The following is a 13,176-nucleotide window of genomic DNA, read 5'->3' on the forward strand; positions in this document are numbered from 1 at the left end:
CTGCCCCGGTCGGATGCGGCCTAAAGGCAGGCTGTCTGAAGAGCTATTTTTCTACTGGCAACGGTTGATGGGCCAGCGTTTCGACCCGTTTTTTCCGTTCGGGGTTTTTCCGTTTGAATGTTGCGCCAAATTTCCGGGACATCCATTGTCCAAAATCGTCAAACAGCGAGTACATCACCGGCACCAAAACCAATGTGACCAACGTGGAGAAGGTAAGACCGAACGCCACAACCGTCGCCATCGGCGCCTGGGCTTCCGCTCCTTCTCCCAGTCCGATCACAAGCGGCAGCATCGCCAGCACCGTCGTGCCGGTAGTCATCAGGATCGGACGCAAACGGACGGGGCCGGCTTGTTCAATCGCCGCGTTGCGTTCGATCCCCCGCTTCCGCAACTGGTTGATATAATCGACAAGCACAATCGCGTTGTTCACGACAATCCCGATCAACATGATCATACCCGTCAAAGCGTTGATGCTGAGGGAACGGTGGGTGGCCGCCAGACCGAGCGCAGCTCCGATAAACGTCGGCGGCAGCGAAAACATGATGATAAAAGGACTGAACAAAGATTCAAACTGGCTGGCCATCACAATGTACACGAGGACGATCGCCAGCGGCATGGCAAGCCCCAGACTTTTAAACGACTCGTTCAGATCGTTGGTTTGTCCGCCCAGGGCGACCGTGTATCCGTCAGGAACCGGCAGTTCGGCCAGCTTCGCGGAAACCTGCTGCTGCACGATCCCCTGGTTGGCGTTGAAAAGATCGCTGGAAACGGTCACCTGCCGGGTCTGGTTGGTCCGGCTGATCTGTGCCGGCTTGACACCCGGGACAAGAGTCGCCACGTCTGTCAACGCCACTTGTCCTTCGTTCGCCGTCGCGATCGTCAGACGCGCCAGATTTTCCAGTTGACTGCTGAAAGCTTCCGGATATTTCACAATGACATCGATTGAACTGTCCGCCGAATGCAACTGTGTCGCGACCGAGCCTTGATAGGCACTGCGGATCGCTGACACGATTTGCCCTACGGACAAACCGTAGCGGGCGGCGCGCTCCCTGTCGATTTTCAGTTCATATTGCGGAACCTGCCGGTCCAGCGAACTCTGCACATTGCGGGTTCCGGGGACGGAAGCGACAGCGTCTTCCACCAGATTGCTGAGTTTTTGCAGCACTTTTACGTCGTCCCCGGTGATCTGGACCTGAATCGGGGACCCGCCGCGACCAAACGACGTGGACGCGGCCGCTACCATGATGCGGGCCCCCGCAATATTCGCCGCTTTTTGCCGGACCTCTTCCACCACTTGATCGGTGGATCTCTTCCTTTCGGCCAGCGGTTTCAAGTTGACCTGAATGTTGGCGCGATCCGTCGAAGCATTGCCGAAAGGCCCCTGGTTGCCGCCGCTTCCCACCTGTGTGAAAACGGTTGTAACTTCCGGGATTTGTTGGATGATCGCTTCGACACGGGACGCAATCCGGTTGGTCGCTTCCAAGTTGGTGCCGGAAGCCATCTGGATCGAAACCCGGAACTGGCCTTGGTCAACGTTTGGCGTCAGCTCAAATCCAATGAGCGGCACCAGCGCAACGCTGCCGGCCAACATCAGGACCGTCGCCGTCACAACCGTCTTGCGGTGGCCAAGCGACCATTTCAGCAGTCGCCCGTAAGCGCCATTCAATCGCGCGATCCCGCGCTGGAAAGCCGCCATCGGGTTAAAACGCCCTCCGGCCGCGTGTTCTTCGTCCCCGTCGACTTTCGGCATCAGCCGGGATGCCAGCATCGGCACCAGCGTCAACGCGCCAAACAGCGCCGCCACGTGGGAAAAACTGACAGTCAGCGCCAGCGGTCCAAACAGTTGCGTCGCCAATCCCTGCGTAAAAGCGATCGGCGCAAAAACGGCGATCTGCGACAAAGCGGAAGCCATGACGGCAGTCCCCACCTCGGCCGTGCCCAGTTTTGCGGCTTCTTTCGCATCGTACCCTTCATTGCGATACCGGAAAATGCTTTCAATCACAACAACCGCGAAATCGACCAGAGAGCCGAGTCCGAGCGCCAGACCGCCCAGGGTGACCGTATTGATCGTTTGATTGCTGAAGTACATCAGAGAGAAGGTGCTGATGATCGAGATCGGAATGACGACGCCGATAATGAGCGTCGTCCGCACCCTTCTCAGAAAGAGATACAGCACGACAATCGACAGGACGGCGCCAATCGCGGTATGCTCAATCACCGTGTTGATCGATTTCTGGATAAAATCGGCCTGGTCCGTAATCACGGTCAGTTTAACCGCTTTCGGCAGCAACGTTTGCAGCTGCTCCAGAGTCTTTCGCACATTCTTTGACACCTGAACGGTGTTGGCGTTGGAAACTTTCAAAATGTCGATGCTGACACTCTGCTCTTTATTGACCCTCGCTTCCTGGGTGACTTTCGCAAATGTGTCCGTCACCTTGGCGATATCCTTCAGCCGAACGGTGTTTCCGTTTGCCAAACGAACCGAAACGTTTCCAATCTCGTCGACCGAAGCGAAAGTTCCGTTGACGTGCAGGCTCAAGTCCTTGTTTCCCTGGCGAATCTGTCCGGCGTCGGCGGATGAGTTGTCCGACTGCAGCGCCTGCATCACCTGGTTGATCGACAGTCCGTACGCCTGCATTTTCGCCGGATCAAGCTCAACGTCAATTTCCCTTTTTTTCCCGCCCGTGACTACAACAGACGCAACGCCGTCGATCCGGGACAATCGCGGTTCCAAAATGTCGGAAGCGAGACGCTTCAATTCCACAGAGTCCAATTTGCCCGACAAGGCGACCGTCATGATGGGAGAACTGTTCGGGTCAATTTTCACGATGGTCGGGGCGTCTACGTCATCCGGCAACTGGCGGCGGACACGGTCCAGCTTGTCGCGCATGTCCAGAGTCGCTTGGTCCATATCGATGCCGTAATTGAAACGGACAATCACCTGTGAGGAATTTTGCCGCGAGTTGGAGTCCACCTGCTTCACGTTGGGGACGGTTGCCATGATCGCCTCGATCGGCTTGGTGATTTGCCGCTCAATCTCTTCCGGCGAAGCGCCTTGCCACGTGGTGTTGACGACGGCCACCGGTATCGAAAGATTCGGGTACAGGTCGACCCGCAACAGAGGAATGGAAATCATTCCAAGCAAAATCAAAACGATCATGACCATCGAAATCGTGACCGGTCGCTGGATGGAAAAATTGGCGATTTTCATTGTTTGCCACCCACCAGCCGAACCGGCGTGCCTTCCCCCAGCAACTCCTGCCCCGCCATCACCAGCACATCCCCGGCTTTCAGCCCTTCCAGCACCTCAACCCGGTTCGTTTCCACCGTTCCAAGCCGCAGCAGATGCTGATGCGCCACATTGTTTTCAACCGTAAACACTTTCGGACCGTCGGGCGTCTGCACCAGGGAATCGGCAGGGATGACGACCGACTGCCGCGGCGCGATCCCGTTTACCTGCACTTGCGCAATCATACCGGGTTTTAATTCGCCGTTCGGATTCTGGATCTCGATTTCGGCCGGGTACGCCTTCAAACCGTTGTCGGCAACCGAACTTACGCGTGTGACGGCCGCTTCGAAAATCTTACCGCCCAAGACTTGCACCGTCACCTTGACGGGCAATCCGGGCTTGACCGTCTCGATCAGCGTTTCCGGTACATTGACGTTGATTTTCACCGGATTCAATTGGGCCACCGTGGCGACCGGGGTTTGCGGACCGGCGTATCCGCCGACTTCCGCGTCTCTCGATACCACTACCCCCGCTACCGGTGAAGGAATCGTCGCCTGGTTCAACTGGTTCTGGATGAACGCCAAGTTGGCTCTGGCCTGGTTGACCTGCGCGCTGGCGACTTTCACCTGGTCCTGATCGAGCGGATTGCCGCCCGCATTGCTCGCTTCGAATTGCTGCAGAGCCGCATCGTACTTCGCCTGGGCGTTTTTCAAATTCAACGCGGCGGTATCCAATTGCTGCCGGGACGCGGCGTTCGCGTCAAACAATTTTTGGGTCCGGTCATAGTTCGCCTGCGCGTCCGCCAATGCGGCTTTCGCCTGTTCCAATGCGGAAGCCGCCTGGCTGTATCCGGTCTTGGCGTCCGTCTTCGCCTTTTCCAATTGGGCCATTGCCACTTGCAACGCCGCTTGCTGCTGCCGCAATTGGATTTCCAAATCGGAGGTGTCCAGTTGGGCGAGCGGTTGTCCTTCCGTCACCGTATCGCCGACGTGAACAAACACTTTTGCCACCTTTCCGCTTTGCTTGGGAACAACTTTGGTTTGCAGGCCGGAAACGATCTGTCCGGTCAAAAGCACGTTTCCGCCGATCTCATCCGTCTTAACGACGGCAGTTTCCACAGGGACCGTTCGCGCCTGCGGCGCCGCCGCGGGCTTGGACGAAGAACATCCGCCCAACAACCACGCACTGCCGAGAATTGAAGCAAGAGCCACACGAACGATATGCCTCTTCATAAGTTCCTCCGGATCAATTTTAGTAAAATTATTCTAGCACAGATAGAATCGCAAAAATGTGGAAAAATTGTGGGACGCCGGCGTCCCCCGTCACGTGATTCCCGCTTCCAAAATCAGGCCTTGGCCGCCTGTCCCCCGGGAGGGGTCTGCGGGGAAACTGGAGGCGTGGCGGGAGCCGCATCTGCAGCGGATTTTTTCTTTGGAATCAGCAAAAAAATCAGCGGCAGCGCGAAAAACACAGGTAAAGAAGCTATCAGAAAGGTATCGGCAATCGCCCGCACCGCCGCCTCTTTCTGCACCACTCCGCCGATGACCGACAGAGCGGTTCCGTTCGCCGTGGCGGTGTCGAGTCCCGATTGCACAAGCATCCCCGACAACCCAGCTTGAATCTGGCTGGCAGTACCAGACGTTACGGACACTTCATCCGCAATGCGGGAAGCGTGAAATGTCTGCCGCTGCTGCATAATCACCGTCATGACGGCGATCCCGAACGACCCCGCAATCTGCCGGATCACGTTGCCGAGTCCCGAAGCCCGACCGATCAAACGTGGCGGCACGGCGTTCATGCCCGCCGTCGTCAGCGGCATCATGCACAACCCCATGCCCAGCCCGCGAATGGCCAGCACCACCGTCAGCCAATGGTTGGGGGTATCCAGTGTCAGCCTGTGCAGTTCATATGTCATCGCAGCCAGAATCGAGAGCCCGGCCCATCCAAGGGGCAGGATTCCGAACCGGTCGAACAGTTTGCCGGCAACCGGCATCATAATCCCCATCGCCATCGCCTGCGGCATCAACAGCAGCCCAGTTTGCATCGCCGACATCCCCTGAATGTTCTGCAGGTAAAGCGGCGTCAGAAAGATCCCGCCGAACAGTCCGATCATCACCAGACTCGACGAAATGGCGCTGCTCAGAAACACCGGATTTTTCAAAAGGCCAAGCTCCAGCAACGGATCTTTCCTGCCCATTTCCACCCACACCAGCAGAGCAAAACTGGCGGCGGACACAAACAACAGGCTGACAATATACAAGGAACTCCATCCTTCCGACTGTCCCTTGCTGAGCGCCAGAAGCAGCGTGCCTGTCGCCAGGGTGGACAGCACAAAACCCGCCCGGTCGAGCGACAAGCCCTCATGCGTTTCCGTTTCGTTCAGGACAAAAACCACAAAAACGATCGCCAGGATGCCAATCGGCACATTCATCGCAAACAGCAGGCGCCAACTGAAATGTTCGACCAGATAGCCGCTGAGCGTGGGACCGACCGCGGGCGCCACCATGGCGGCAATCCCCCACAGTCCCAGCGCCAGCCCGATCTGGTTGCGCGGCATCACCTTGTAAATGATCGACATGCTCAGGGGCATGATCACCCCGCCGCCGATTCCCTGGATGATGCGAAACACGATCATGCTGGAGGTGCCCCACGCTATGCTGCACAAAAAGGAACCGATCACAAACACGGCCAGAGCCACAATATACGATTTCTTGTATCCGTAGCGGTCCCCCACATAGCCGCTGATGGGAATGATGATTCCGGACGCCAGCATATAACCGGTGAGCACCCATTGAATGTCTTGGGTCGACGCGCCAAAAACGGCCATCAGCTTCGGCAGCGCAACGTTGATCAGGCTGTTGTTGAGAATCGCGACGAAAGCCCCCGCAATCACGGCAGCCAGCGCCAGCCATTTGTAAGCGCCGCTTGACGCTTGCGGGTGGCTGATAACTGCTGCCTCCCCGATCACTTGGATTCCCCCTGGCTGACGCGGACTTTTGCTCCGTCCTGCAGGTTCGCGACAGGCCGGATCACCAGTTTATCCGACTCTTTCACGCCGGATTCCGCGACAAACCAGTTCGCGTCCTTCGCTTTACCCGAAACCTCGGTCATTTTTACACGGTCTCCCTGTACGACAAAGACGTAATTTTTGCCGTCCCGCTGTACCATCGTGCTGATCGGGATTTCAATTTGTTTGGAATCCGCCGCGGCAAACGACAATTCAGCCACCATTCCGCTCCGCAGCACGCCGTCCGGGTTCGCAATCCGGATTTTCACCGGGAACGTGTTGCTGTTCTTGTCGGAAACGGGGCTAATAAAGTAAACCGTACCGGTAAAACTCCTGTCGCCAAGGCTTTGTACCCGTACCGCAACCGTATCGTCAAGCTTAATGCGTGAAACCAGCGTTTCCGGCACACTGGCTTCCACCGCCACTTCATCCATGCTCACGATGGTAAACAGCGGAACGCCGGGAGAAGCCATCTCGCCCGCATGAATGTTCTTGACTGCCACAATCCCGCTGATCGGCGCTTCGATTTTCGTATTGCTCAGGGTGTTGCGGGCCAAATCCAGCGCCGCCTGCAGACGGTTCACTTCCGCCTGCAGGGCGGCAATCGTGTTGACCGTCGCCCCTTCCCGTGCCAGGTCCAGTTTCGCCTTTACCTGCTCATAACCGCTTTTCGCGTTTGCCAGATCCTGCTGCGCTTTCTCCAGGTCGGCTTGCGGCAAAGCCCCACTGTCAAAAAGGGCTTTTTTCCGCTCAAAGTTTTTCTGCGCCAAATCGTAAGCAACCCGGTTCTGTTCGAGGGAACTTTCCAACTGCTGAATCTCCTGCGCACGGGCTCCCGCTTTTGTGTCGGCCAGTTTTGCCTGCGCCCCCTTGAGCCCCGCTTCCGCCTGCCGGACCTGTTCCTGATAATCGCTCGCATCAAGTTCCGCGAGGATTTGCCCTTTCTCGACCTTCATCCCCTCTTCCGCGTAAGTCGCCGCGACTTTGGCCGCCAGTTTGGATGCCACCTGCACCTGTTCTTTCGGCGCGATCTTCCCGCTGGCCAGCGCTCCGCCCTCCACGGTATACACCTTTACATCGCGCACCTGTTGATCCTCCGCTTTCATCGCCGGCTTTGCGTCGCTGCAGCCCGCCGCCAGCGCCAGGATTGCCACGAGAGCCGACACGAACTTTACACGCTGCATGCTTCTATTCATCGGAACCCACCCTTATCACGATTTGAGATGAATCCTGATCACCGCGCTCATGCCCGGCGACAACGGCTCGCCCTGCTGGTCGTCGATCGAGATTTTGACCGGGACCCGCTGCGTCACCTTCGTAAAATTGCCGCTGGTATTGACGGCTGGCAGCAGCGAAAACGTGGAGGCGGTCGCTTCCCCGATTTCTTTCACCTTCCCGTGAAACTTCACGCCGGGAAAGGGATCGACCGTAAAATCGACGCTCTGCCCAACCCTGATTTTGTGCAAATCCGTTTCTTCGATGTTGGCGGACACGTACAGCGCCTGCTTGTTGACGACCATGGCCACCGCCTGGCCGGGCGCGACGACTTCGCCAGGCTTTGCCAGCGTCTTGATCACGGTGCCTTCGACCGGCGCCCGCAACACCGCATGATCCAGCATGCTGTTCGGAAGATTTGTGATATCCTGCCGGCCGACGATCTGATCCGCCACCACATAATCCCCTTCCGAAACGTTCAAGGCTATCAACTTTCCGGCAACCTGCGGCATCACCCGGTAAATGTCGCCGCTGACGCGGGCGTCTTCCGTTTCTACATAATTGGCCGTTTTGTACCAATAATAAAATCCGATCCCGCCGCCGCTGACAACCAACAGCGCGAGGATCACCAGCAAAATGGTTTTTCGGTTCATTGGCTCGCTCCATCCTTCTCCTTCAAATGATTTTCCAAATGATTGTCTAACAGCTGCAAGGCCCGGATTGCCGCATCCAGCTCCATGTCCGACAATTCCTGCAGCAAATTGGCAAAATAGTTTTCCTGCAGCAGAGGCACCTGCTTTTTGATCTCATCGATCCGATCGGTTTTGTAGATCCAGATCACACGCCGGTCTTCCCGGTCGCGGCGGCGTTCCGCCAGCCCCTGCCGTTCCAGCCGGTCGATAATGCCCGACACCGTGCTGTACGACAAATCCACCGCCTTGCTGATCTGCCCGATCGTTTTCGGTTGATCGTAAATCTGTTTCAACACCATGATCTGGGGCACGGTAATGCCGTAATCGGCCAGCTCCTCCGCAACAATCCGCCCAAACCGTTTGTTGATCCTTTTGAACAACCGGTAAATCCTCGCGGCTTTTGTTTCCACCCCTCGCCTCAACTCCTTTCCACACAAAAATTTTCGATGCGAAATATATTCATGCGAAATATTTTAATTGAGAAAAGAAAAAAATACTAGTGCGTTCCCCTTTCCACTTTAACCCGGAAAAGGGAGCGCACCTGAAAGCAACATCCCGGGGCCCATCCCGGGCCCGGACAACCGCTATTCTTCAATCCGGGTCCTGGCTTGATCTCTCAGGTTGGATTGGCCTTTGACCACCACTTTGTCGCCCGCGTTCACGCCCTGCAGAACCATGACCTTCGACGAGTTCCCTTCGGAGACCGTGACTTCCCGCTTCACCGCTTTGTCCCCTTCGATCACATACACGTATTTTTTTCCGTCCTGTTCCACGATCGCGTCGGTTGGGAGCAAGAGCCCCTTTTTGCCTTCCGGATCCTTCGCGAGAACCTCCGCCTTCATCCCCGGAACCAGGCGGCGGTCCGGGTTCGCTACTTCAATCTCGACAGGGAACAGTTTCGACTGGCTATCCGCCTGCAGCCCGACATATTTGACTTTTCCCTTGACGGCCGCCGACTGCGCGGGAACGTTGAGATCGACTTCCATCCCGGTTTTAAACTTTGCCAGGTTGTTCTCCGACACGTTCAGCTTTACAAGGACAGGGTCGAGATCGATCAGCGTGAAAACCGGCCCCTGCGGCCCCACCAGAGCCCCCGTATCGTAATGGATCGACGAAACAATTCCGTCGGCGGTCGCGCGGATGACCGTATCATTCAGCGACGAATTGGCTCGCTCCAGACCGACCTGCGCCTGCCGGACGCCGGCTTCCGCCACTTCGATCGCCGCCATTCCCTGTTTCGCTTGATTCAGTTGGCTCTGCGCCTGGTGCAGGGCGGCTTCCGCCTGCTCCAACTGCGATTGCGAAGCCGCTCCCGCTTCAAATAAAGCCTTCGTCCGGTCGTAGTTGGCCTGTGCAATCTCCAATCCTCTTTTTGCGATTTCATAGGAAGAATGGCCGGATTCCACGACTCCGTTGCCTTCCCTCGCCTGTTTCAGGCTGGCGTTTGCCATCTCCAGCGCCGCCTCCGCCTGCCTGACGCCGAGAACATAGTCCGTCTGATCCAGCTTGGCAAGCACTTGCCCGTTTTTCACCGCATCGCCTTTTTTCACGTAGATCTCGCGGAGCGTCCCCGACACCTTCGGCACGATCGCGACATTGGCATTGGCGGACACTTCCGCCAGCAGCCGGACCGGCTCATTGACTTCCCCTTCTTTGACTTCCTCGACTTTTACCGTAACGGCGGTTGTGCCCGGATCCACCGGAGCCATGGTGTCTTTCCCCTTGCCGGAGCATCCGGCCAGGAGGGAAAGCGACACCGCGCCCGCCAGACTGATCGATAGCCATTTTCGTCTCATTCCTCAAAACCCCTTCTGTCAGGATCCGATCGCATCCGGATTCGCCCGTGCCTGAGCTTTGCGTTTCAGTTTGTTCGCACGGCGGTTCAGGAAATTCGTGCGAACGCGATCGAAAAATTCATACCCCACCGGCACCACCACAAGCGTCAACAACGTCGACGTGGTCAAACCGCCGATCACCACAATCGCCAGGCCTTTGGAAATCAGCGCCCCTTCCGAAAATCCGAGCGCCAGCGGAATCAACGCCACAATCGTCGCCACAGCGGTCATGATAATCGGACGCAAACGGGTCACGCCCGCTTCAATCAGCGCTTCCCGCGTGGTCAGGCCGAGCTCGCGCTGCTGCTGCACCCGGTCGACATACACGATCGCGTTTGTCACCACGATCCCGATCAGCATCAAAAAGCCGATCAAAGACGTCATATCCAGCGTCGATTGGGTAACAAAGAGTCCGAAGAAGCCCCCGATCGCGGCCAGCGGCAGCGAAAGCAGGATCGACAGCGGAGCCATCGCGTTCCCGAAGGACACGATCATCACGATATAGACCATGAATACGGCGGCTCCCAACGCATAGAACATCTCGATAAAGCTCTTCTGGATCTCTTCGGTGACACCGGCCGTCGACAAGGTGACCCCTTCCGGCAATTTCAATTTTTGCAGTTCCAGAGTCATCGCCCGGCCAACGCCGCCCTTATCCGCACTTGTAATATCGGCCGACACGAGAACATACTGTTTTTCATCCCGCTGGCGGATCTGAGAAGGCGCCTCTTCCTGCGTGATCTTCGCGATGTCCGCCAAACGGACCTGCTGCCCCGCCGGCGTCTTGACCAGGATGCTTCTCAGCTTTTCAAGGGAATTGGCGTCTTCGTCCCGTAACCCCAGATACAGGTCGTACTCGTTGCCGTCGATTTTCATCTTGCCCATTTTCAAGTCGGCAAGCAGGCTCCGGATATCGCCCGCCACCTGCAGCGGCGACAAGCCGAATTCCGCCGCCTTGTCGCGGTCCACCCGGATCACAACCTCCGACTTGGTGTCCGACAGGTTGTCGTTGATGTTTGTCATAAGCGGGTTTTGCTCCAGTTTGCTTTTGACGAGTTCCGCCGCCTCCCGCAGCTTCGCCTTGTCCGGGCCGTTCAACACGACCTGGTAGCTCTCGATCGGGCCGCCGCCGGTCAACTGGTTGACCGAAATCTTCGCCCCCGCCGGCATGATCGCCTCGGTTTCCTGCCGGTACCTTTTCGTGATCGCTTCGATATCGGCATCCGGGTTCAGTTTCAGGAACATGGAAGCCCTGTAGGAGATCCGGTTGTCGCTTCCTTCAAAATCGGTGCCGATATAGCTTTCGACAAACTCAAGATGCGGCTCTTTCTTGAAAACGGCCTCCACTTTCTGCGCCATCTTGTCGGTGGCTTCCAGCGACGTTCCCTTTGGCATCGTCAGGTTTGCAACGATATATTTCTCGTCCGACTCCGGCATGAGAGTCGTCTTGAGCATCGCTGCCAAGCCGAAGCTGGCGAACAGCAGGACGCCCGCCACCGCCATAGTTTTCACTTTGTGCTGGAGCGCCCAGATCAGGATCCGCTTATAAAGAAACGTCACTTTTCCGGGTACATGCTCCTTGATGTTGGGGGAGCGCAGCAACAGCAACTTCGTCATCAGCGGAACGATGCTGACGGCCACGATCAGGGAAGCCAGCAGCGAACAGACAACGGTCATCGCAAACGGACGGAACACCTGGCCGACCACCCCGCTGACAAACGCGATCGGCACAAACACCGCGACCGTCGTCAACGTGGAAGACGTGATGGCGTTCGTCACTTCTTTTGCGGCAAACCGGATCAGTTCCACATTCCGCTCCTTGTTGATCTGCAGATGGCGGAAAATGTTCTCGATCACGACGATACTGTCGTCCACCACGCGTCCGACAGCGATCGCCAACCCGCCAAGCGTCATGATATTGAGCGTAATCCCCATCCATGACATGAAAATCAGGCTGACCAGAATCGACAACGGAATCGACAGCAGCACCACAAACGTGGACTTCGGATTCCGCAGGAAAAACAAAATCATCACGGACGCCATCAAAGCGCCGAGCAGCCCCTCTTTCATCATGCCGCTGATCGATTTCTTCACGTCGACGGAAGAGTCGTAAACGGTCTGGAACTGCAGATCCGGATACCGTTTCTTGAATTCGTCCAGCTTCGCGTTGATCCGATTGCCCGTTTCCACCTCATTGGCTTCCCGCTTCTTGTAGATCCTCACGCTGATGGCGGGCTGTCCGTTCAAGCGGCTGATGAACTCCCCGCGCTTCGCCATGCTCACGTCCGCGACATCACCCAACTGGATATAGGAAAGGCCACCGCCCTGCCCGGACGGCAGGAACAGCTTCGTTCGCCGGATCTGCTCCAGATTGGTGTATTCGCCGAGCAACCGGACCGTCCGGTCTTCTTCGTCCATTTTGACGGTTCCGACCGGGATCCCGACATGGTTCGCTTCGATCAACTGCTTTAACTGGGAGGGAGAGAGGCCCTGGCTGTTAAGCGCCTGAATATTGGGGTAGATCTTGACTTCCTGGATCTGATCCCCCATCGTTTTCACTTTCTCGACGCCGGAAAGCCCTTTCAGTTCGGGCACCAGGGTGTCCTTGACCAGCAGGTTGAGGGATTCCGCCGACATTTTTTTGTTCTGTGCGCTGATCGACAGATAGTAAATGGGAGCGGAGCCGAAACCCTCCGTGGACACCTTCGGCCGTTCGGCGTCGACCGGAAGTTTGACCTCCGCCACTTTCCTTTCGATCTCGTCCCGGGCTTTCTCCACATCGGCGCCGGAATTGAGATTGGCCACGATGACGGAATAGTTGTCGTTGGAATACGACTCCAGCGTCTTCAACCCGGAAATCGCCGCAACCGCTTTTTCCAGCGGTTTCGTCACATCTTCCAGCACGTCCTCCGGCGACGCGTTCGGATAGGTAGTGGTGATCAGCACCACCGGAAACGAAATGTCCGGCATATTTTCCACCTTGAGGGAAGAGGCGGCAATCATACCCCCCGCGGCGATCAGGGCGGTGATGATAAGGACCGCCACCGTGTTTTTTAACGAAAAACGGGTCAAAAACTCCATGTCCGTGCTCCTTCCCCCTGTCAGACTACTAAATATTTCCTGTTCGCGACAATCGTATTATATCAGAGAGAAACCGGTTTTAACATAAGAAAAAACTATCCTCATGCAACCGGAGAC

Annotated in this window: 8 protein-coding genes; all 8 read right to left on the reverse strand. The window is 56.8% G+C overall.

Annotated features, from left to right (window positions below):
• Window positions 1-43: 43 nt before the first annotated feature.
• Window positions 44-3,211 carry an efflux RND transporter permease subunit gene (locus AC4ED1_RS06865; protein ID WP_490937019.1) on the reverse strand — a complete coding sequence of 1,056 codons (3,168 nt, stop codon included), beginning with the start codon at window positions 3,209-3,211 and terminating at the stop codon, window positions 44-46.
• Window positions 3,208-4,461: an efflux RND transporter periplasmic adaptor subunit gene (locus AC4ED1_RS06870; RefSeq protein WP_490937020.1), complete on the reverse strand. Its 1,254-nt coding sequence runs from the start codon at window positions 4,459-4,461 to the stop codon at window positions 3,208-3,210. The genes AC4ED1_RS06865 and AC4ED1_RS06870 overlap by 4 nt, the downstream gene beginning before the upstream one ends.
• 113 nt (window positions 4,462-4,574) lie before the next feature.
• Complete coding sequence (locus tag AC4ED1_RS06875; protein ID WP_490937172.1) at window positions 4,575-6,194, reverse strand: DHA2 family efflux MFS transporter permease subunit; 1,620 nt, start codon at window positions 6,192-6,194, stop codon at window positions 4,575-4,577.
• The gene (locus tag AC4ED1_RS06880) at window positions 6,194-7,432 is read right to left on the reverse strand and encodes an efflux RND transporter periplasmic adaptor subunit (protein WP_490937021.1); all 1,239 of its coding nucleotides are present in this window, start codon (window positions 7,430-7,432) and stop codon (window positions 6,194-6,196) included. Before AC4ED1_RS06880 ends, AC4ED1_RS06875 begins: the two co-directional genes overlap by 1 nt.
• Before the next feature lie 15 nt (window positions 7,433-7,447).
• Entirely contained in the window at window positions 7,448-8,104 is a 657-nt protein-coding gene (locus tag AC4ED1_RS06885; RefSeq protein ID WP_490937023.1) for an HlyD family secretion protein, read from the reverse strand.
• A complete protein-coding gene (locus tag AC4ED1_RS06890) occupies window positions 8,101-8,553 on the reverse strand; it encodes a MarR family winged helix-turn-helix transcriptional regulator (RefSeq protein WP_490937024.1) in 453 nt (150 codons plus the stop codon). The genes AC4ED1_RS06885 and AC4ED1_RS06890 overlap by 4 nt, the downstream gene beginning before the upstream one ends.
• Window positions 8,554-8,727: 174 nt before the next feature.
• The gene (locus tag AC4ED1_RS06895; protein ID WP_490937026.1) at window positions 8,728-9,939 is read right to left on the reverse strand and encodes an efflux RND transporter periplasmic adaptor subunit; all 1,212 of its coding nucleotides are present in this window, start codon (window positions 9,937-9,939) and stop codon (window positions 8,728-8,730) included.
• Window positions 9,940-9,957: 18 nt separating this feature from the next.
• Window positions 9,958-13,059 carry an efflux RND transporter permease subunit gene (locus AC4ED1_RS06900; RefSeq protein WP_490937028.1) on the reverse strand — a complete coding sequence of 1,034 codons (3,102 nt, stop codon included), beginning with the start codon at window positions 13,057-13,059 and terminating at the stop codon, window positions 9,958-9,960.
• Window positions 13,060-13,176 lie beyond the last annotated feature (117 nt).

The organism is Effusibacillus sp. SKA8, from assembly GCF_058273125.1.